We start from the raw sequence: 20,237 nt of genomic DNA on the forward strand, positions 1-20,237 counted from the left end.
CGCGCTCTTCGAGCGCGCCCATATTCGGATCGACGCCCTTTTTCTGATCCTGCCGCGCTCTTTAAGGATGTTTCTCAATTTCTTCGGGCTCGCACTGCTCATCGGCTTTGCCGGAATTGTAACCTGGATGGCTTGGGGACTTGTCGCCGACACATTGCAGCATGGCTCCCGCTCGATCACGCCAATGCGCACGCCTCTCGCCATCCCCCAGATCCCCTGGCTGGCAGGCTGGATCTACTTTGTCGCCTGCGGCCTTTTGCTGTTCTTCGGCATGCTGTTCACCACGCTCACGGGGGGGATGGCCGAGGCGGAGCGGCGGATCGGCGTGAAAACCCTGGACGAACAGATCAAAGACGAGACAGCCTGATGCTTGCCAAGACGCTTCTGATCCTTCTGGGCCTCATCGCACTGGCCGTTCCCGTCGCAGCCGCGCTGGGCTGGCTCGGTCTGACCCTGCAGTACCTCGAAAGCCCGATGCCGCTGCATCGCGCGCTGGGCGACATGGTCTGGCAGACAGGGACCGACTTCCTGCTGGTCGCGATCCCCATGTTTGTCCTGCTTGGTGAAATCCTGCTGCGTTCCGGAATCGCTGCGAAGATGTATGCCGGCATCGTCACCTGGCTCGGCTGGTTGCCCGGCGGGCTGATGCACGCCAATACCGGCTCGTGCGCGCTCTTTGCCGCAACATCCGGCTCCTCCGTCGCAACTGCTGCGACCATCGGCACAGTCGCCATCCCGGAGATCGAGAAGCGCGGTTACAACGAGCGTATATTTCTCGGGACCATTGCCGCGGGGGGCACGCTTGGCATTCTCATCCCCCCTTCGATCAACCTGATACTCTTCGGTCTGCTGACGGACACTTCGGTTCCGGAACTCTACCTCGCAGGTTTCATTCCCGGCTTCCTGCTGGCCGCGCTCTTCATGGTGACGGTCATCTTACTCTGCATTGCGAAGCCGGCATGGGGTGGAGAACCCGTCGTGGCCACGTGGGATGACCGGATCGACGCTCTGCCCTCGCTCTTGCCGCCGATCGGCATCTTCCTGGTTGTGGTCGGCTCGATATATGCGGGCGTCGCGACACCGACGGAAGCCGCTGCGCTGGGCGTCGTCGCCGCTCTGGGGCTCTCTTGGGCGAACGGCTCGCTGTCGCTGGATATGATCAGGGTGGCAGTCGAGGGCACCATGCGGACAACCTCGATGATCCTGCTGATCATCCTCGCCGCCGTCTTTCTGAACTTTGTCCTGTCGGTGATCGGCCTGACCCAGGCACTCGCGGATTTCGTCACCGGCCTCGGTCTCTCGCCGATGCAAACGATGCTGATGCTGATCGGGGTTCTCATCGTCGTCGGCTGTTTCATGGAGACACTTTCCATGCTTCTCACCGTCGCCCCGCTGATCACACCGATCGTGATAACGCTCGGGTTCGATCCGGTCTGGTTCGGGATCCTGCTCATGGTCCTGCTGGAGACCGCGCTTATCACGCCGCCGATCGGCATCAATCTTTACGTGGTTCAGGGCGTGCGCGAACGCGGCGAATTGACCGATGTCATGATCGGAGCGGCGCCTTTTGTCTTGACGATGTTTGCGATGATCGCTGTGCTGTTGATGTTTCCCGATGTCGCTCTCTGGCTTCCCAGCCTCTTCTATTAAGCAATTATCTACCTGACCAAACTCTCTAAAATCGTGCGCAAGAAGCGCAACGGAGGAATTCTGTGATGTGGCAATTCTGGGTCGACCGCGGCGGCACCTTCACCGATATCGTGGCGCAGAAACCAGACGGGACACTCGTCACCCACAAGCTGCTGTCCGAAAACCCCGAGCGCTACAGAGACGCCGCCGTTCAGGGTATCCGGGACCTTCTGGGATTGACCAAAGGCGCCCCCGTCCCCGCGGGCACCATCGAGTCCGTGAAGATGGGAACGACCGTTGCCACCAATGCCCTTCTCGAGCGCAAGGGCGACCGCACCTTGCTCCTTATCACCGAGGGCTTCGGTGATCTGCTCCGGATCGGACACCAGGCGCGCCCGCGGATCTTCGACCTTCACATCACGCTGCCGGAACTGCTCTATGAACGGGTGGTCGAAGTTCACGAGCGGCTGGATGCCGATGGCGAGACTGTGACGCCGCTCGACGAGGAGAGTGCGCGCGCCGCGCTCAGAAAGGCGAAGACAGACGGCATCGACAGTGTCGCCATCGCCTTCATGCACAGCTACCTCAATCCGGTGCACGAGGCCCGCATCGCCGCCATCGCCGCCGAGGAAGGTTTCGGGCAGATCAGCGCATCGCACCAGGTCTCGCCGCTGATGAAACTCGTCCCGCGTGGCGACACGACCGTGGTTGACGCCTATCTCTCGCCGATCCTCCTCCGCTATGTGAACCAGGTTTCCGACGCGCTCGGGGGCGAGGGAAAGCTGATGTTCATGCAATCGAACGGCGGTCTGACGGACGCGACGCTGTTCCAGGGCAAGGACGCCATCCTGTCCGGGCCGGCCGGCGGCGTCGTCGGAATGGTGAAGACCGGCGCGCTTGCCGGTTATGACCGCCTGATCGGGTTCGATATGGGCGGCACCTCGACGGATGTCTGCCATTATGCAGGAACCTACGAGAGGTCCTTTGAGACCGAAGTCGCGGGCGTCCGCATGCGGGCTCCGATGATGAACATTCACACGGTGGCGGCAGGCGGCGGATCGATCCTGCATTTCCGCGACGGACGCTTCCAGGTCGGTCCGGACAGTGCCGGCGCCGATCCGGGCCCGGCCTGCTACCGGCGTGGCGGACCGCTGACCGTGACCGACTGCAATGTGATGCTCGGCAAGCTGCAGCCATCGCATTTTCCCGCCGTCTTCGGCCCCGACGCGGATCAGCCTCTGGATGCCGTCATCGTGCGGGAAAAGTTCGAGGCGCTTTCCAGGGACATCGCCGCCGAGACCGGTGCTGCCGTCCGGACGCCGGAGGACCTTGCCGAGGGCTTCCTGCGGATTGCCGTGGAGAACATGGCGAACGCGATCAAGAAGATCAGCGTTCAGCGCGGATACGATGTCACGAAATACACGCTGCAATGCTTTGGCGGCGCCGGCGGTCAGCATGCCTGTGCCGTTGCGGACGCCCTCGGCATGGAGACCGTCTTCGTGCACCCCTTCGCCGGTGTGCTTTCTGCCTATGGCATGGGTCTGGCGGAGATCCGCGCCCTGCGTGAGCGCCAGTTCGATGCGCCGATCTCATCAGTCACCGCGGCTGAGGCCGCGCTCAAGGAGGCCGCCGCAGAGGCCGTCTCAGAGGTCGAGAGACAGGGCGTCGCCAGCACGGCGATCCGCGTTGAACGACGGGCGCATCTGCGCTATCGCGGCTCGCACCAGGCCTTGGAAGTCCCGTTCGGCGACGAAGCTGCGTTGCGTGCGGGATTCGAAGTAGCGCACCGGGCCCGCTTCGGCTTCGCCGCAGGTGAGCGCGAGCTGGTTTTCGAGGCACTCGCCGTCGAGGCCGTCGGCGGCGCGGCGGAAATCACCGCCGAGACATTTCCGGCCGGCGAAGGCACGCCGTCTGCCGTCGATCAGATCGACAGCCATTTCGGCGGCAAGGCGACGCCGCTCTATGACCGTGAAAGCATGACGTCCGGTCAGACCGTCGACGGGCCAGCAATCATCAAGGAGCCGACAGGCACCAATGTGATCGAACGGGGCTGGCAAGCCGCGGTCGACGAATGGGGGCATCTCATTCTCACGCGTACCGTTCCGATGATCCGGGCGGAAGCTGTCGGCTCCAGCGCCGATCCCGTGATGCTCGAGGTATTCAACAATCTCTTCATGTCCATTGCCGAGCAGATGGGCGCGACCCTGGCGAACACGGCCTATTCGGTGAATATCAAGGAAAGGCTCGATTTCTCCTGCGCCCTCTTTGGACCTGGCGGAGACCTCGTCGCGAATGCGCCACATGTGCCGGTGCATCTCGGGTCCATGTCCGAATCCATACGCACCGTGATCCGGCTCAATCCGGACATGAAGGAAGGCGACGTTTACGTTCTCAACGCGCCGTTCAACGGCGGCACACACCTTCCCGATGTGACCGTCGTCACGCCGGTCTTCGACAACGGAAAACCGATCTTCTATGTCGCCTCCCGCGGCCACCATGCGGATATCGGCGGCAAGACGCCCGGCTCCGCGCCGCCCGACAGCCGTCACATCGAGGAAGAAGGCGTGCTGATCGACAATTTCAAGATGATCGACGGCGGCCGGTTCCGGGAAGCCGAAACCCGCGCTCTGCTTGGGTCCGGCCCCTACCCGTGCCGGAACATCAATGAGAACATGGCCGATCTAGCGGCCCAGGTGGCGGCGAACGAAACCGGCGCGCGGGAAGTCGCGAAGATGATCTCCCAGTTCGGACTGGAAACGGTGCATGCCTATATGGGGCACGTGCAGGACAATGCCGAGGAATGCGTGCGCCGTGTGATCGACGCCCTGAAGGACGGGTCTTTCGACTACGAGCTTGATAACGGTTCCTTCATCCGCGTCGCCGTCCGGGTCGATCATGAGCGGCGCGCGGCGGAAATCGATTTCACTGGCACGGCGTCAAACGCCTTGAACTACAACGCCCCGCTCGCCGTGTGTCACGCTGTCGTCCTCTATGTATTCCGCACCCTTGTCGGCGCTCCTATTCCCCTGAACGAGGGCTGCTTCAAGCCGCTGAAGATCATCGCCCCGGAAGGCTCGATGGTGAATGCCCGCTACCCCTCGGCGGTGATTGCCGGCAACACCGAAGTCAGCCAGCTTGCCTGCAATGCCCTAATGGGCGCACTTGGCGCCATGGCAGGCTCCCAGGCGACCATGAACAATTATGTCTGGGGCAACGATCATATCCAGAACTACGAGACAATCTGCGGCGGCACGGGCGCGGGCCCAGGCTTTGACGGCTGCTCGGCCGTGCAGACACATATGACCAATACAAGGGGGACGGACCCGGAGGTCCTGGAACATCGCTTCCCCGTAAGGCTGGAAGAATGGTCAATCCGGCGCGGCTCGGGCGGCACCGGGCGCTGGCACGGCGGTGACGGGATTACCCGCAAGATGCGCTTTTTCGAAGACATGACGGTCACAACGCTCTGCTCGCATCGCCGCATACCGCCCTTTGCCGGGCCTGGCGGCGGACCCGGCGAAGTGGGCCGCGAATGGATCGTCAGAGCTGACGGAACCCGGGTAGAACATGCCGGCAACGATCAGAACGAGGTCCACGCCGGTGACCTTTTCGTCATGCAAACCCCGTCCGGTGGCGGATGGGGAGCGCCGTCGTCCTAATATAATCCAGATACGGTGCACACGCCTAGGCCGGGACACAGGGAATTATGCTTTGGTCGCCGCCACCAGTCCCGGACGGCACCCAATCGTGAGATTGGTGCGTACCGAGCTTGCAAGGTCTGGGGACCACGACACGACTAGGGGTGCGGTCAGAGGCCGATGGCCGCATTTCCACCCCATGTTTCCACTGGGCTCGGAATCAGGAATCCCCAGCCCCCCGGTCATCGAGCGCTGATGGCGATCAGGAGCCCCGGTCACTTGATCGACCGGCGATCTGAAAAGCTGGAAACAAGATGCCGAGGACCAGTTCAGACGGGCGCGTCTTCGTTGGTGAAAATGTTGGGACAACATTCCAGAATAGAAAACTAGCTTTATAAAACAATGCATAGGAAGAAAAATGGTAGCGGAGGAGGGACTTGAACCCCCGACACGCGGATTATGATTCCGCTGCTCTAACCAGCTGAGCTACTCCGCCCCATGGGGCTCGCGAGGGCATGGCCGAAGCCGTCTTGTCCGCGCGGAAGCACGCATATAGGCGAGCCGGGCGGGGCTTGTCAACAGAGGGGTGCCCTGCCCGGCTGAATTCTTTACCGGCTCTCCCCGCCAGCGATCAGCTTGCGCCGCAGCCAGCTTGAGGCACCGTCCATCATGAACACCATGACGATGATCAGGCTGATGATATAGAAGGTGTTTTCCCAGTCCCGCGAGGTCCGCATGGTCTCCACCAGGACAAGGCCGATGCCGCCGGCGCCGAGCGCGCCGATCACCGTGGCCGAACGGGTATTGGATTCCACGTAATAGAGGAACTGCGAGGTGAAGACCGGCAGGATTTGCGGGATCACGCCGAAGCGGTAGCGCTGCCAGCGGTTCGCACCCGTGGCGCCGACGCCCTCCACCTGCTTACGGTCGATATTCTCCAGTGCCTCCGAGAACAGCTTGCCGAGCGAGCCGGTGTCGGTGAAGGCGATGGCGAGCGAGCCGGTCAGCGGGCCCAGACCGAAGGCCCGGATGAAGATCAGTGACCAGATCAGCATGTCGATGCCGCGGACGAAATCGAATACCCGGCGCACCACGAAGCGGACTGTGCTGTTTGGATTGAAGTTCGAAGCCGCCACGAAGGCCAGCGGCAGGCCACAGAAGGCCGCCGTCACGGTGCCGAGAACCGCCATCAGGATCGTTTCGAACAGGGCCACGGCGACATGGCCGTGCTGCCATTCCGGATTGCCCCAGAAACTCGACAGGATGTATTGCCAGTTCGCCTGGTCCGGGTTCAGCCGATCATCCGAGGTGGCGAGCGAGACCAGCTCTCCAAAGCTCTTGCCGTGCAGCTCGGAGGTGAAAGGAAACCAGAAATTTTCCCAGCCATACTGGAACTTGTGGATCTCCAGCTTGGCCCGGGTGAACTGCACCCTGCGGGAGAAGGTCGGGCGGGCCTCGAATTTCACGTCACGGATTTTCAGCCACTCCGGCACCGGGCCGTCCGGCACCTGTGTGACGATCTTCCCATCCACAAGTTTCGACCGGATGATGCCGTAATCCGGCACCTCGAAAGCGAGACTCTTGTCCTCGACCCGGACGACATAGCCCTCGCCGAGATCAACAGTGAATTTATTGGCATCCCCCGTCACCCAGTCCGGCAACGTCTTGAAAGTCGCGTGCCGTTCCCCTTCGATGGCGACTTCAAAGTCACCCCGGCGGAAATTCTTGGTCACGTGGGTCTTGTAGGCGACAGCATCGGAAATCAGCAGCGCGCCCTTCGAGAGCTGGGCGCGGGCGAGCAGTGCCGTGATATCGAACGCGGTCCAGGCATAGAACAGGTAAAGCACCACGCCAGCCAGCAACAGCATCGGCACGGCAGAGGCCTTTTTCACCGAGATACGAACCGGCTCGGCCATAACAGCGGCGCCCTGATCGGAAATGACAGCCATATCCGCCTCCCCTAGCTGAAATTGTCGGCGCCGACGAAATGCCGACGGAGATAGGATGAGAGCTGGTCGATGGCGACGATCGACAGGAACAGCATGAGGAAGAGTGCAGCGGTCTCGGACCCGGCGCCCCAGCCGATGGCCCGGCTCAACTCGGTGCCGATACCACCGGCGCCGACAAAGCCGAGGATGGCGGAAGCGCGCACATTGATCTCGAAACGCAGCAGGAAATAGCTACTGTAGTTCGGCAGAACCTGCGGGATGACCCCGAAGCGGACACGCTGCAGCCAGTTACCGCCGACGGCCTTCAGGCCTTCCAGCGGCTTCACGTCGATATTTTCGTTCACCTCGGAGAACAGCTTGCCGAGCGCGCCGGAGGTGTGGAAGGCAACCGCTATGGCGGCCGGCACCGGGCTGGCGCCGAGCACGAAGATAAGGAACAGGGCGATGATCAGCTCCGGGAAGGCGCGCATGATATCCATGATGCGCCGCACGACCGGAATGACGGCCGGAGGGACCTCCAGGTTACGGCTGGAAAGCAGCGACAGGATCATGGCGAAGACAGCGCCGATAAGCGTGGCCACGGCCGCGATGTTCAGGGTCTCGATCAGGGCCGGCAGGAATTTCGGGAAGAGGGCCCAGAAGGCCCATCCCTGATCCCAGGCCTGCATGACGATCTGCGCCGGGTAGTCGAAGAACTTGGACAGCCCCTGCAGGAAACCGCCGGAATTGAGTGCCGAGGCCTCGCTGTAGCCGGAGAGCACGACGGCGAGCAGCAGCGCGAGGGAAAGCCCGGTATAAAGCCGTCGGCGCCCTTCGAGCGCGAGCACTTCCTGGCGCATCACTTCGACCATGAGTATGTCCTGCAATTTGGAAACTTGAGATTTTCGGACCCGGGGTCCGGAACGTGGCCGGGACCGCACATTGGCGATCCCGGCCCGTGTTCAGTCAGTAAGGCAGTGCCTTACTTCATCTTCCGCTTGCGCGCTTCGATGATGACTTCGTAGGTCTCGTGGGAAACCGGGGCCATGCCCTTGATTTCACCGGCCATGAAGCTGTAAGCGCATTCCGGATCGAGGGAAGAGAGACCGGCGATCAGGCCCGTCACCTTCAGCTTGACGTCGGACGGCAGATCCTTGCGGAGCACGACCGGGCCTTCCGGGATCACCTTGGACTTCCAGATCTGCACGAGCTGGGTCATGTCGACGAGACCGGCATCGGCAGCTTTGCGCAGGGCGCCGCTGTTGTAGCCTTCTTCCCAGGCACCCAGGCCGTCGGCCCAGGTCACGCCGGCGTCGATGTCGCCGTTGGCGACCGCAACGATGGTCTGCTCGTGACCGCCGGTGAAGACGACTTCACCGAAATACTTGCCGCTTTCCATCGGGAAACCGGCAGCCGGGATTTCGATGGACGGGATCAGGTAGCCGGAGGTGGAGTTCGGATCGCCGAAACCGAACTTCTTGCCCTTCATATCGTCGAGGGACGTGATGTTGCTGTCAACGCGGGCAAAGCCGATCGAGTGGTAGCCCATGGAACCGTCGACATTGATCTTCACCAGGACCGGCTCAACAGCTTCCGGGTCCGTGATGTAGGTCTTGGCATAACCGGACGCGCCGAGCCAGGCCATGTCGAGGTTACGGCCGATCAGGCCTTCGATGACACCGTTATAGTCGGCCGGTGCGAAGATCTTCGTCGGCACGCCGAGCAGCGCTTCGACTTTGCTCCGGACGCACTCGTTGGAGCGCATACGGTCGGACTGGTTCTCACCGCCGAGCACGCCGATGCGGAACTCGGAGATCTTGTCTTCGGCATGGACATTGACGGCGCCGAACGTCGTCATGGCGACGGCTGCGGCCACCGCAAAATTGCGAACGAAATTCATCCCTAAATACTCCCTAGGTTGGAATTGCTGTCACGGAACACCGGCGGTAGCCGCTAATCAGGCCGTGGCAGCATTCGCCTCAGCAACCGTGGCCCCATGGCCCGGTACTGAGGGATCGGATTTGGCCCGCGCGGAGGCGCCGGCCGAAATGCTTGTGGAGGTCACCGCCTCGTTCAGAGCCTCGTCGGCGCCATAAATCTCGCGCGCCGCTTCCGGGGTCAGCTCGTCGGCCGTGCCGTCGAAAACCACCTTGCCCTGGCTCATGCCGATAACCCGGTCGCAATAGCTGCGCGCGGTATCGAGTGTGTGCAGGTTGCACATCACGGTAATACCGTCGCGGTCATGGATCTCCCGGAGCGAGCCCATGACCACCTCGGCGCTCAACGGATCGAGCGAGGCAATCGGCTCGTCGGCAAGAATGATCTTCGGCGCCTGCATCAGGCCACGGGCGATAGCCACGCGCTGCTGCTGTCCGCCGGACATGGTCTCCACCCGCTGCAAGGCCCGCTCGGCCAGGCCGAGGCGGTCGAGAGCGGCCAGCGCATCGTCGATATCCTGCTGGGAGAAGATCTTGAACATGGAACGCAGCGTGCCCTGCTGGTTCAGCCGGCCGAGCATCACATTGGTGACGACATCGAGGCGCGGAACCAGATTGAACTGCTGGAAAATCATCGCACAGTCCTTCTGCCAACGCCGCTTGGCATTGCCTTTCAGACTGAGCACGTCGGTACCCTCTACGAGGATCTGCCCGGACGTGGCGGAAGTCAGACGGTTGAACAGCCGCAGGAAGGTCGACTTCCCGGCGCCGGAGCGGCCGATGACGCCGATCATCTGCGGTTTGTCGACAGTGAAAGTCACGGAATCAACCGCGACCATGTTGCCGAAAGCCTTGGTAACGTTTTTGAATTCGATCATGCCTTACCTCTGAGTCTCGCGCCGTGCGGGGCTGAGAACAGCCCGTCTGGACCGGTCACAAGGGCGACCGGCAACTCGGACAACACGGCTGGAGAGATCACACCGCGCGAGATCCGATTGCAGCGTTGGTATCAATCGAGCGGGTCGTTCTCGTGACTCTTTTGCTTCAGTTTCATGAAGCCGTCAGAGTGAGGCGGGAGTTCAGTTGCTTGCGACGGACAGCGAAATGCGCTTGTGGTCGGCGGCGATGAAAGTCTCGTAGTCGGCATGCGTGACCGGGAACACCCCCGTAACCGGCAGGCCGAAAGCCATTGCCAGGCAATCCGGCGCCGTCTCGCCAAGGGCCGCGATCCGATCGGTCACGATCTTTTTGATCTCTTCCGGGAGCGCCTTGCGCAGAACCACGGGACCGTTCGGCATCAGCGGCGAGCGCCAGAATTCAGTAAAGTTCGCATCCGAGGTGACCTGGAAACGCTGCAGCGGCCCGGCCCCTGATACAGAATCGGAGCCTGCATCGGAGCGCCAGGTCAGCGCCGCATCAACGGCGCCGCTTTCCAGCGCTGTGAGCGTAGCGTGATAGCCACCGCCGAACTGAACTGACTTCAGATCCCGTTCGGTATTCAGACCCGCGCGTTCGAGCGCGACGGACGGCACGAAATAGCCCGGCATGGAGCGCCGATCCGCAAATCCGATGTTCTTGCCTTTCAGGTTTTCGAGCCCGGCGATAAGGGCATCGGGACGGGACAGCGCCACCGCGCGGTATCCCATGGAGCCACCACGACCGAGCGTGGCCAGCACTGGCTGCACCGACCCCGGGTTCGTCCGCCAGAGAGCGCTGTATTCCCGGGTCGAGAGGACAGTCATATCGACAGCGCCGACGATCAGCGCCTGCCTCAATTCGTCTCCGGAAGCCAGGGCCAGGATCTGCACCGGCGCGGCGAGACCGTCCGCAAGGTCATGCGCCAGACATTTCTGGGCGGCGAAATCGTCCGAGACAGCCTTGCCGCCCAGCACGCCGATCCGGAGAACGTCGGCTTCGGCTGCCGGAGCTGAAAACAGAAACCCTGCAAAAGCGGCAATGCTGGTCGCCGCAATCACTGCACGCGCAAATGCCTGTCGCATCGTTCCATCCATTCTCGTTCGGAAGCCAGCCGCATACCAGCTCCGGGATACGGAATACACCCTGCAAGTCGGAAGACTTTAACCGAAGAGCTTGACCGTTTGATGACGGTGCCGGAATCGTTGCGTCAGACCGCGTTCCAGTCTTCCATGGCCGCGATTTCGGCTTCTATGAAGCCGATGAAGGACCGGACCTTCCGCGACAGGTGGCGGTTGGCGAGGTATAGCAAAGACACTGGCAGACTGCGGTCCTCAAACGGCTCCAGCAATGCCTCCAGACGCCCGCTGCGCAAGTCGTCAGCGACGACGAAACTCGGCACGATCCCGATGCCCTCGCCGGACAGCAGCAACCTCCTGACGGCGGAAGCACTGTTCACCCGGACACGCGGCCGGATGTTCACTGTCAGGCTTTTCCCGCCATCGCAAAACGACCATTGTCCCGGCGTCCGGCGGTTGGTGTCGAAAACGCAGCTGTGCGCCGGAAGCTCGTCCGGATGCGCCGGGCGGCCAGCCTGATCCAGATAGGAAGGCGCCGCGCAGGTGATCAGCCGGGTTTCGCCGAGCCGTTTCGCGATCAGTGTCGAATCCTGCAGAACGCCGATACGGACCGAAAGGTCGACGCCCTCGTCGATCAGGGACAAATGCTGGTCGCTCAGCCGGAGATCGATGCTCACGGCTGGATTGGCCGCCAGATATTTCTCGACCGCCGCCATCAGATACATCTCGCCGAACAGCACCGGTGCGGTGACGACGAGATTACCGCTCGGCGCGGCGCCTTCATCCCGCATCACCGAACGCAACTCGTCGAACTCCTCGACCACCCGGTTGCAGCGGGGCAGATAGGCTCTGCCGCTTTCCGTAAGGGTGACGACCCGCGTCGTCCGGTTCAGCAGCAGAACCCCAAGGCTATCTTCAAGCGCCCGGATGTTCTTGCTGACATTCTGGGCACTGGTACCGAGGCGAGCGGCTGCCTTCGAGAAGGACATCGTGCCGGCCACGGCCGAGAACATCCGCATTTGCTCTATGGAATCCATATTGGCAACATAACGTTTATATTAATTCAATCAATAGAGCGCTTATGGCGATAATGGATAGCAATTAACTATGTCGGACAGGCGGCGCGGTGTGCCGCCCTTTCACCTGAACGAAAGGACGATCCGATGACCAACCAGAACACCGCGCCTTATGCAGCGCTCATCCTCCGCGTCTCCCTCGGCGTGCTCTTCCTCGCCCATGGCGCTCTCAAGATCTTTGTCTTCACCCCGGCCGGCACTGTTGGCTTTTTCGACAGCATCGGCCTGCCGGCCATCTTCGCCTACCTGACCATCCTCGCCGAAGTCGGTGGCGGTATCGCGCTGATAGCCGGTTTCGCCACCCGGCTGGTCTCCATCGCCACCCTGCCGATCCTGCTCGGTGCCGTCTTCATGGTGCATGGCGCGAACGGCTGGCTCTACACGAACCCGAACGGCGGCTGGGAATTCCCGGCATTCTGGGCGGCTACTCTCGTGGTTCAGGCCCTGCTCGGTGACGGCGCCTATGCAGTGCGCACGCCGAAGATCCTGACCCTGACACCCGACAGCTTCGCCCGGCAGAGCTAGATCCATGGCAAGCCTGCCCAGCCTCTTTCTGCCGCACGGCGCCCCCGACCTGCTGCTCAGCACTCACGTCTCGAAAGACTTTCTCGGGACGCTGGGCAGCCGGGTCGAGCGCCCGGCGGCGATCCTCATCGTCTCGGCCCATTGGGAAGCGGCACAGCCTACTCTGACCACAGCCGAAGCCCCGGAAACGGTGCATGACTTCTTCGGGTTTCCGGACGCGCTTTACCGCATCCGGTATCCCGCCCGGACAGCCTCCGACCTGGTCGACTGGGTGGATCATCTTCTGGCAGATCAAGGGGTCGCGGCGGCAAGGGACCCGGAACGCGGTTTCGACCACGGTGCCTGGGTTCCGCTCTCTCTGGCCTATCCGGATGCCGATATCCCCGTTGTCCAGCTCTCGCTGGTGCAGGGCGGCACGGCGCGGCAACATTTCGAGATCGGCCGTGCGCTCGCCCCGCTGCGTGACCGGGACGTGTTGATCGTCGGCTCCGGCTCTGTGACCCATAATCTGCGGGAACTTGGTGCCGAGGGCACACCGCCCCCGGTCTGGGCCACCGCCTTCGATGATTGGGTCTCCTCTGCGGTCGAAGCCGGGGACTGGGACAGCCTGATGCAGTTCCCGGAAGCACCGGAGACCAGCCGCCGGGCGCATCCGACGCCGGAACATTTCCTGCCTTTTTATGTCGCTGCAGGGGCCGGGGCCGGAGAAGCCGGGCGCAAGCTGCATGGCAGCTACAGCCACGGCTCCATCAGCATGTCGGCCTATGCTTTCGGCGGCAGCCAGGCTGCCGCCTAGGCAAAGACCTTCTACGCTCGCCCGTCGGCCCGCTTCAGGGCCTTGCGGGCGAGTGACCAGCGATGCACCTCAGACGGACCGTCATAGATCCGGAAGCCCCGCACCTCGCGGAAGATCCGCTCCACCGGCAGGTGGGCACTGGTGCCGGCGCCGCCGAGGATCTGCACCGCATTGTCGACGATACGCCAGATCGCCTCGGAGCATTGCACCTTGGCCATCGAGCTTTCTTCCGCCGCATTGTCACCCTGATCCAGCAGCCAGGCCGCCTGCATCAGGGACAGCCGGGCGGTGCGGATATCCATCTCGTTATCCGCCAGCATGAAGCCGACACCCTCGTGCTTGCCGAGCTTCTGGCCGAACACTTCCCGGCGGTTCGCATAGTCCAGCGCCGTATCGTGCGCCCGGCGGGCGGAGCCGAGCCAGCGCATGCAATGGGTCAGTCGGGCCGGGGCGAGCCGGACCTGGGCTTGCCGGAAGCCGCCGCCGGGCTCACCCAGAACGTCTTCCTGATCCACCCGGAGATCCTCGAACCGCATCTCCCAGTGCCCACCGGCAAAGGAGCTGTCGAGCGTGTCCATCTGCGTTTCCAGATGGATGCCCGCCCGGTCGCTCGGCACGATGAACATCGTCGCCCCACCGTCCGCCGGGCCATCCTCGATCTTCGCCATGATGATGACGAAATCCGCGCCCTCGGCACCGGTGATGAACCATTTCCGGCCATTGATGACATAGCCGTTTCCATCCACCTTCGCCGTGGTCGCCAGCAGAGAGGGGTCGGCGCCTGCGCCGTCCGGCTCGGTCATCGCGAAGCAGGAGCGCGCGCCCTTCGCCAATGGAGCAAGAAACTGCTCCCGCTGTGACGGGCTGGCGGCAACTTCCAGCAGATGGGTGTTGCCCTCGTCCGGCGCACCGCAATGCAGGGCCGTCGGGCCCAGCAGCGAGTAGCCCGCTTCCTCGAAGACAAAGGCCCGCTCCAGATGCCCGAGGCCGAGGCCACCGAATTCCTTCGGCGCATGCGGGGCGAACAGCCCGGCGGCCTTGCCGAGATCCGTCAGCTCCTTGCGCAATTCCTCCGTCGGCCCGTGCGCGGTCCAGCGCGGATCGCTCTCGAACGGGATCACCTTCTCGGCGATAAAACGGCGCGTCTTTTCCGCCAGATCTGCGATATGCGGCGGTGTTGAGAATTCCATTGTTACTCCCTCCCCTGTCCGCGCACTTCCGGCCCGGACCTTTCTGGGGCCAGAGAATACCCTCTCCTCCGTTCCCGTCCAGCAGGAGGGGCGGCAATAAAAAAGGCGGCCCGAAGACCGCCCTTTTCAGGAAGTGGGAAGTCGGCTGGTCAGGAAGGACCTTGCCGCATGTTGTCCGGCAGCCAGGTGGCGATTTCCGGGAACCCGATCAGCACGAACACCATCAGCACCATGATCAGGAACATCGGGATCGCGCAGCGGGCGATGAAGCCCATCTCGTGCCGTGTCATGCCCTGCAGCACGAACAGGTTGAAGCCGATCGGCGGCGTGATCTGTGCCATCTCGACCACCACGACGATGAAGATGCCGAACCAGAGCAGGTCGATGCCCGCCTGCCGGATCATCGGCTCCACCACCGCCATGGTCAGCACCACCGACGAGATACCGTCGAGGAAACAGCCGAGCACGATGTAGAAGACCAGCAGTGCCATCAGCAGCTCGAACCGGCTGAGATTCATGTCGGCAATCAGGTTGGCAAGCCCGCGCGGCAGGCCGGTGAAGCCCATCGCCAGAGACAGGAAGGAGGCACCGGCAAGGATCAGGGCGATCATGGCCGAGGTCCGGGTTGCCCCCATCAGGCTTTCCCGAAACGTGCGCCAGGAAAGCGAGCCCTGGCTTGCCGCCAGGATGAGCGAGCCGATGACACCGAAAGCCGCCGCCTCAGTCGCCGTGGCGAGACCGAGATACATCGAGCCGATCACCACCGTGATCAGGCAGAGAACCGGGATCAGGAAACGCGAGTTCTTCACCTTGGCGGCGAAACTCATCTCCGGCTCTTCATCCGGATGATAATCCTTCGAAACTTTCGAATAGATCGCCACATACGCCATGAACATGGAGGCCAGCACCATGCCCGGAACGATGCCCGCGATGAACAGTTTGGTGATCGACTCGTTGATGGTCACGCCATAGACGATCAGGGTCAGCGAGGGCGGGATCATCAGGCCGAGAGTCGCCGCTCCGGCCAGCGTTCCAATCACCACCTTCTCCGGATAGTTCCGCTTGCGCAGCTCCGGGATCGACATCTTGCCGACCGTGGTGAGCGTTGCTGCCGACGAGCCGGAGACCGCCGCGAAGACGGTACAGCCGACGATGTTGGTGTGGATCAGACCGCCGGGCAGTTTCGCCAGCCACGGTGCCAGCCCCCTGAACATGTCCTCAGACAGGCGCGTGCGGTACAGCACCTCCCCCATCCAGATGAACAGCGGCAAGGCAGCCAGGGTCCAGGATGAGGAGTGGGTCCAGACGGTGGTGATCATCACGTCGCCCACCGGACGTGTGGTGAACAGCTCCATGCCGACGAAAGCGACGCCAAGAAGTGCCAACCCGATCCAGACGCCCGTGCCGAGAAGCATGAAGAGGACGAACAGGAACAGGGCAATAATCGAGATATCTTCCATATGCCCTACTCCGCGTGGGATTCGACCGACTCGTGCACGATCCTGTGCCGTCCGGTGAAGACCATGTGAATGAGAAAATCGGTCAGCGAGATCGCCAGGATGACCGCGCCGATGACCATGCCGGTCTGCGGCATCCAGAGCAGGGTCGCATCCTGCCCCTGGCTGATATCCTTGAACTTCCAGGACCAGTAGACGAACTTCACGGCATACCAGACGAAATACCAGCCGAGCGCCGTTCCGATCGCAAAGCACCAGATTTCGAGCACGCGGCGGACACCGGCCGGGACCACATTCAGCAGCATCGAAACACGGATATGCGCGCCGCGCTGCAGGGTGTGCGCAAAGGCGAAGAACGAAGCGGCAGCCATGCAGTACCCGACATATTCAGCGGCTCCCGGAAACACCTCACCGGTCCAGCGCGCCAGCATCTGCAGGACGATCAAACTCAATATGGCGATCAGGAACAACGCGCCGATCGCGCCGGATACAAGATAAAGCCGGTCCAGCCCGGCTCTGAGTTTTGCCAGAAAAACCATGAGGTCTCCTCGGGAGGTATGCCAGCTCCGGAACAGGTATCAGTAGGTCGGAGCGTCGGGTCGATATTCAACCGGGGGCGAAATTGCTTCGCCCCCGGTCTAAAGATGAGGAGTTACTTCATCGCCTTGTAAGCATCGACAATGGCCTTGCCTTCGGCACCGGCGGATTCCAGCCACTCCTTGGTCATGGTCTCACCGATCGCCCGCAATTCGGCTTGGAGAGTGTCGCTTGCCGGACCGACAGTCATGCCGCCGGCTTTCAGACCATTCAGGGTGAACTGCGTGTACTCGATCGCGCGCCAGGTGCCTGCATATTCGGCAAGCTCTGCGCAGCCCCGCAGGACGCCCTTCTTGGCATCGTCGAGACCGTTCCAGACGTCGCCATTCACCATGACCGAGTTACGCGGCAGCCAGCCATCGACTTCGTAGAAATGGGTCAGGCTCTCCCAGACCTTGCGGTCATAGCCGGTCGCGCCGGATGAGATCATTGAATCGGCCACACCAGTCGCGAAGGCCTGGCTGATTTCAGCAGCCTCGATCTGCACCGGAAGCATCCCGGTCAGCTCGGCGAGCCGCGCAGTGGCGTTGTTGTAGGAGCGGAACTTGATGCCTTTCATGTCGGCAACCGCGTTCACTTCCTTCTTGAAGTAGAGACCCTGCGGCGGCCACGGAACGGCATAAAGCAGGACCAGATTCTGGTCGGCGAGGATCTTTTCAAGCGTCGGCTTCGCCGCTTTCCAGAGCTTCGCCGCATCGTCGAAGGAGGTCGCGAGGAACGGGATCGAGTCGAAAGCGAACACGACGTTCTCGTTCTGGTGCGCGGACAGCAGACGCTCGCCGATCGGCGCCTGGCCGGTCTGAACAGCACGCTTGATGTCATTGCCCTTGAAGAGGGAGCCGGACGGGTGCGTCACGATCTCGATGTCGCCGCCCGTGCCGGTTGTCACGCATTTCGCAAACTCAGCGCCGGTGGCGGAATGGAAGTTGGAGCCGGAATAGGCCATCGGCATATCCCATTTTTCCGCCATCGCACCGGCAGAACCGGCAACCGCGAACGCAGCCGCGGCAATTGCTGTCGAAAGTTTTTTCATCTCAAGTCTCCCAGTTTATGACCCTGTTCGGCCAGTCATACTCCCCTCACCCCGCGAAGCGTGAAGGAGAGTAACGCGTTAAGTCCATGTTCGGCTTTTTGCCGCCGATGAGTTGAGCGAGGATCCGCCCCGTTTTCGGTCCCCCCGTAAGCCCGACATGCTGGTGCCCATAGCCGAGGTAAGCCCCCCGGGTGCCGGGAACTTCCCCGATCAACGGGATCGAGTCCGTCGTTGCCGGCCGATGCCCCATCCATTCGGTTTCTTCCTTGAACGTCAGATCCGGCATTGCCTTGCGTACCGCGCGGCGCAGCAGCTCGAACGGCGCCCTGGACGGTCCCGCTTCAAGGCCGCCGAACTCGACCACACCGGCCGCCCGGAGACGCCCTTCCATCGGGGTCAGCACGAACTTGCCGGAGGCGACCATGATCGGCGTCTTCGGCATCGCCGACGGTTCCCAGAACTCAAGGTGATAGCCGCGCTCGGACTCAAGCGGGATATCCATCCCGAGCAGTTTCGAGAGCTTGCCGGACCAGGCGCCCATGGCCACCACCACGGCATCACCGGAAATCGTCTCGCCCCCCGCGCGCACACCGGTCGCCACGCCATTTTCGCGGACGATATCCGACACCTCGGCCTGCACCAGCTTGCCGCCTTCCGCGACGACATGAGCCGCGAGCGCTTTCACATAGGCGCCGGGGTCGGAGATCCGGCCATGGTTCAGAACCCGAACGCCGAACTTGATGTCGTCGCTCAGGACCGATTCCTGCTCGGCCAGCGCGGCGCCTTCCAGTTCCTCGAACTGGACGCCATGCGCGCGCCGGATCGACCAGGCGAAGGCGTCGCCCTCGTAATGCGCCCGGTCGTTGTAGGCGACCATGTATTCCTGCGGCTTGATCCACTGCTCCGCCCCGGTGCCGGCTGCCAGCGCCTGATGATCGGTCACGCTATCGCCGATGATGTCGTGCAACGCGCTGGCGATCCGCTTTGTATCCGCGGCATTCGCATGGCCCAGATACTTGAACAGCCAGGGCAACAATTTCGGCAGGTAGGACCAGCGCAGGAACAGCGGCTGGTCCGGATCGAACAGCATCTTCGGCGCCTTGCCGATCAGCCCCGGCCCAGTGACTGGAACGATGGAGCCGGAGGCCAGAAGCCCTGCATTGCCATAGCTGGTACCCGCTGCCGGACCTTCCCGGTCGACCAGCGTCACCTGATGCCCGTCGCGCTGCAGCCAGATCGCAGTTGAAACCCCGACGATCCCGGCCCCAACGACAATTACATGCTTCTTCGTATCACTCACTTGCCCGCCCCCACGGTCGATTGGACCGCATAGTGCGCCAGCTTTTCCACATCCGGAAGTATTCCCAGACCGGGTGTGTCGGGAATTGTGACAACACCGCCCTGGCTCGGGAAGCTTTCGGCGAGAATGTCGTCCTTCAGGTAATATTGCGCTTGGTAGAACTCGCAGCCGAGCCTGATTTCCGGTGTCGCCGCGATCATGTGCGCACCTGCGAGATGGGCGAGCCCGCTCTCGAACATGTCGCCCCCATAAGCCGAAAGCCCAGCAGCCGCCGCCATGCGGGCAACCGTCTGCCCGCGGCGCATTCCGCCCGCCTTCATGATCTTGATGGAAACCCCGTCGCAAATCCCTTCGGCAATGGCGCGCACCATGTCTTCCGGGCCGAAGACACTCTCGTCGGCGATCAACGGCACGTCGATTGAGGCGCGAATCTCGGCCATCAGGTCGAAATGATGATGGGCCACCGGTTGCTCGATAAAGGTCGGCTCGAAGCTGGCAACATCGCGGACCTTGGCAACAGCGCCCTCAATCGCGAGGCCCCGGTTGAAATCGACTCGGACATCCAGATCCGGCCAGTTGGCGCGGATCTTCTCCAGCCGCATGATGTCGAAAGCATGCTCCTTGAAGCCGGCCTTCATTTTGACGATCCCGACACCGTCATCGGCAAGCCGTTCGAGCAAGGCCAGGTCGGCATTGAAATCCGGATCGGCAAGCGAGACGGAGAGCGGGATCGTGTCCCGCGCCTTGCCGCCGAGCAACGCCCAGACCGGTACGCCCGCGATCCGCCCGTTAAGATCCAGCAACGCACTTTCAAGCGCCGCCTTCGCTTCCGTGCAATGGGCTACCGCCTTGGCGGCAATCTCCATGATCGCCGCGATGCCGCCAACCTTTTTGCCGACGACATGCGGACGGATGTAGCGATCAAGCGCGGCATAGCTGGCCTCCGGAGAACCAGTGAAGACGGACCAGGGCGATGCCTCGCCGAAGCCAACCGCACCGCTTTCCGAAGTCAGCCGGACCACAACGATTTCGACCGCACCTTCCACGGACCCGATGCCGTGATCCCGTCGGGAGACCACCGGCAAGGCGAGATGCCAGAGGTCGAGACCGGTGATCTTTTCGTCCGCGCTGAACATG

At 62.4% G+C, this 20,237-nt stretch carries 17 protein-coding genes and 1 tRNA gene; 5 read left to right on the top strand and 13 right to left on the bottom strand.

What is annotated here, in order from left to right:
• The 3 genes from IG629_RS10190 to IG629_RS10200 form a co-directional block, all read left to right on the top strand.
• The coding region (locus tag IG629_RS10190) for a TRAP transporter small permease subunit (RefSeq protein ID WP_193171853.1) at positions 1-367 on the top strand (367 nt) is incomplete at its 5' end.
• Positions 367-1,650: a TRAP transporter large permease gene (locus tag IG629_RS10195; protein ID WP_193171854.1), complete on the top strand. Its 1,284-nt coding sequence runs from the start codon at positions 367-369 to the stop codon at positions 1,648-1,650. The genes IG629_RS10190 and IG629_RS10195, both read left to right, overlap by 1 nt.
• 65 nt (positions 1,651-1,715) lie before the next feature.
• Positions 1,716-5,288 (top strand): hydantoinase B/oxoprolinase family protein, encoded by a 3,573-nt coding sequence (locus IG629_RS10200; protein WP_193171855.1) that lies wholly within the window; start codon positions 1,716-1,718, stop codon positions 5,286-5,288.
• A 398-nt stretch (positions 5,289-5,686) separates the two neighbouring features.
• Here IG629_RS10200 and IG629_RS10205 read toward each other — a convergent pair.
• The 7 genes from IG629_RS10205 to IG629_RS10235 form a co-directional block, all read right to left on the bottom strand.
• Positions 5,687-5,763: transfer RNA gene (locus tag IG629_RS10205), tRNA-Met, on the bottom strand.
• 112 nt (positions 5,764-5,875) lie between these two features.
• A complete protein-coding gene (gene phnE / locus IG629_RS10210) occupies positions 5,876-7,216 on the bottom strand; it encodes a phosphonate ABC transporter, permease protein PhnE (protein WP_193171856.1) in 1,341 nt (446 codons plus the stop codon).
• 11 nt (positions 7,217-7,227) lie between these two features.
• Positions 7,228-8,067 carry a phosphonate ABC transporter, permease protein PhnE gene (gene phnE / locus IG629_RS10215; protein WP_036554759.1) on the bottom strand — a complete coding sequence of 280 codons (840 nt, stop codon included), beginning with the start codon at positions 8,065-8,067 and terminating at the stop codon, positions 7,228-7,230.
• A 110-nt stretch (positions 8,068-8,177) separates the two neighbouring features.
• Complete coding sequence (phnD, locus tag IG629_RS10220) at positions 8,178-9,095, bottom strand: phosphonate ABC transporter substrate-binding protein (protein WP_028466980.1); 918 nt, start codon at positions 9,093-9,095, stop codon at positions 8,178-8,180.
• A 57-nt stretch (positions 9,096-9,152) separates the two neighbouring features.
• Positions 9,153-10,010: a phosphonate ABC transporter ATP-binding protein gene (gene phnC, locus IG629_RS10225; protein WP_028466981.1), complete on the bottom strand. Its 858-nt coding sequence runs from the start codon at positions 10,008-10,010 to the stop codon at positions 9,153-9,155.
• A gap of 201 nt (positions 10,011-10,211) precedes the next feature.
• Positions 10,212-11,132, bottom strand: coding sequence for a phosphate/phosphite/phosphonate ABC transporter substrate-binding protein (locus IG629_RS10230; RefSeq protein WP_193171857.1), 921 nt, complete (start codon positions 11,130-11,132; stop codon positions 10,212-10,214).
• A gap of 125 nt (positions 11,133-11,257) precedes the next feature.
• Complete coding sequence (locus IG629_RS10235; RefSeq protein WP_226886599.1) at positions 11,258-12,163, bottom strand: LysR family transcriptional regulator; 906 nt, start codon at positions 12,161-12,163, stop codon at positions 11,258-11,260.
• 126 nt (positions 12,164-12,289) lie between these two features.
• Here IG629_RS10235 and IG629_RS10240 point away from each other — a divergent pair, with 126 nt between their 5' ends.
• Both IG629_RS10240 and IG629_RS10245 read left to right on the top strand, forming a co-directional pair.
• The gene (locus tag IG629_RS10240) at positions 12,290-12,727 is read left to right on the top strand and encodes a DoxX family protein (RefSeq protein ID WP_193171859.1); all 438 of its coding nucleotides are present in this window, start codon (positions 12,290-12,292) and stop codon (positions 12,725-12,727) included.
• A gap of 4 nt (positions 12,728-12,731) precedes the next feature.
• The gene (locus IG629_RS10245; RefSeq protein WP_193171860.1) at positions 12,732-13,523 is read left to right on the top strand and encodes a DODA-type extradiol aromatic ring-opening family dioxygenase; all 792 of its coding nucleotides are present in this window, start codon (positions 12,732-12,734) and stop codon (positions 13,521-13,523) included.
• Positions 13,524-13,534: 11 nt separating this feature from the next.
• Here the strand turns inward: IG629_RS10245 and IG629_RS10250 are convergent, their stop codons facing one another.
• From IG629_RS10250 to IG629_RS10275, 6 genes are all read right to left on the bottom strand, one after another.
• A complete protein-coding gene (locus IG629_RS10250) occupies positions 13,535-14,713 on the bottom strand; it encodes an acyl-CoA dehydrogenase family protein (RefSeq protein WP_193171861.1) in 1,179 nt (392 codons plus the stop codon).
• A 149-nt stretch (positions 14,714-14,862) separates the two neighbouring features.
• The gene (locus tag IG629_RS10255) at positions 14,863-16,173 is read right to left on the bottom strand and encodes a TRAP transporter large permease (RefSeq protein ID WP_193171862.1); all 1,311 of its coding nucleotides are present in this window, start codon (positions 16,171-16,173) and stop codon (positions 14,863-14,865) included.
• A gap of 5 nt (positions 16,174-16,178) precedes the next feature.
• Positions 16,179-16,709: a TRAP transporter small permease gene (locus IG629_RS10260; RefSeq protein WP_028466988.1), complete on the bottom strand. Its 531-nt coding sequence runs from the start codon at positions 16,707-16,709 to the stop codon at positions 16,179-16,181.
• Between the two features lie 113 nt (positions 16,710-16,822).
• The gene (locus IG629_RS10265) at positions 16,823-17,800 is read right to left on the bottom strand and encodes a TRAP transporter substrate-binding protein (protein ID WP_028466989.1); all 978 of its coding nucleotides are present in this window, start codon (positions 17,798-17,800) and stop codon (positions 16,823-16,825) included.
• Between the two features lie 46 nt (positions 17,801-17,846).
• The gene (locus tag IG629_RS10270) at positions 17,847-19,100 is read right to left on the bottom strand and encodes an NAD(P)/FAD-dependent oxidoreductase (RefSeq protein ID WP_193171863.1); all 1,254 of its coding nucleotides are present in this window, start codon (positions 19,098-19,100) and stop codon (positions 17,847-17,849) included.
• Positions 19,097-20,236: an enolase C-terminal domain-like protein gene (locus tag IG629_RS10275; RefSeq protein WP_193171864.1), complete on the bottom strand. Its 1,140-nt coding sequence runs from the start codon at positions 20,234-20,236 to the stop codon at positions 19,097-19,099. Before IG629_RS10275 ends, IG629_RS10270 begins: the two co-directional genes overlap by 4 nt.
• Position 20,237 lies beyond the last annotated feature (1 nt).

Source organism: Nisaea nitritireducens (assembly GCF_014904795.1).
GTDB classification, from domain to species: Bacteria; Pseudomonadota; Alphaproteobacteria; order Thalassobaculales; family Thalassobaculaceae; genus Nisaea; species Nisaea nitritireducens.

Excerpts from the sequence above, each read along its gene's own strand:
- IG629_RS10200 (WP_193171855.1), top strand. The coding sequence starts at position 1,716 with ATGTGGCAATTCTGGGTCGACCGCGGCGGCACCTTCACCGATATCGTG.
- phnD (WP_028466980.1), bottom strand. The coding sequence starts at position 9,095 with ATGAATTTCGTTCGCAATTTTGCGGTGGCCGCAGCCGTCGCCATGACG.
- IG629_RS10235 (WP_226886599.1), bottom strand. The coding sequence starts at position 12,163 with ATGGATTCCATAGAGCAAATGCGGATGTTCTCGGCCGTGGCCGGCACG.
- IG629_RS10275 (WP_193171864.1), bottom strand. The coding sequence starts at position 20,236 with ATGTTCAGCGCGGACGAAAAGATCACCGGTCTCGACCTCTGGCATCTC.
- IG629_RS10255 (WP_193171862.1), bottom strand. The coding sequence starts at position 16,173 with ATGGAAGATATCTCGATTATTGCCCTGTTCCTGTTCGTCCTCTTCATG.
- IG629_RS10250 (WP_193171861.1), bottom strand. The coding sequence starts at position 14,713 with ATGGAATTCTCAACACCGCCGCATATCGCAGATCTGGCGGAAAAGACG.
- phnE (WP_036554759.1), bottom strand. The coding sequence starts at position 8,067 with ATGGTCGAAGTGATGCGCCAGGAAGTGCTCGCGCTCGAAGGGCGCCGA.
- phnE (WP_193171856.1), bottom strand. The coding sequence starts at position 7,216 with ATGGCTGTCATTTCCGATCAGGGCGCCGCTGTTATGGCCGAGCCGGTT.
- IG629_RS10265 (WP_028466989.1), bottom strand. The coding sequence starts at position 17,800 with ATGAAAAAACTTTCGACAGCAATTGCCGCGGCTGCGTTCGCGGTTGCC.
- IG629_RS10230 (WP_193171857.1), bottom strand. The coding sequence starts at position 11,132 with ATGCGACAGGCATTTGCGCGTGCAGTGATTGCGGCGACCAGCATTGCC.
- IG629_RS10240 (WP_193171859.1), top strand. The coding sequence starts at position 12,290 with ATGACCAACCAGAACACCGCGCCTTATGCAGCGCTCATCCTCCGCGTC.
- phnC (WP_028466981.1), bottom strand. The coding sequence starts at position 10,010 with ATGATCGAATTCAAAAACGTTACCAAGGCTTTCGGCAACATGGTCGCG.
- IG629_RS10260 (WP_028466988.1), bottom strand. The coding sequence starts at position 16,709 with ATGGTTTTTCTGGCAAAACTCAGAGCCGGGCTGGACCGGCTTTATCTT.
- IG629_RS10245 (WP_193171860.1), top strand. The coding sequence starts at position 12,732 with ATGGCAAGCCTGCCCAGCCTCTTTCTGCCGCACGGCGCCCCCGACCTG.
- IG629_RS10195 (WP_193171854.1), top strand. The coding sequence starts at position 367 with ATGCTTGCCAAGACGCTTCTGATCCTTCTGGGCCTCATCGCACTGGCC.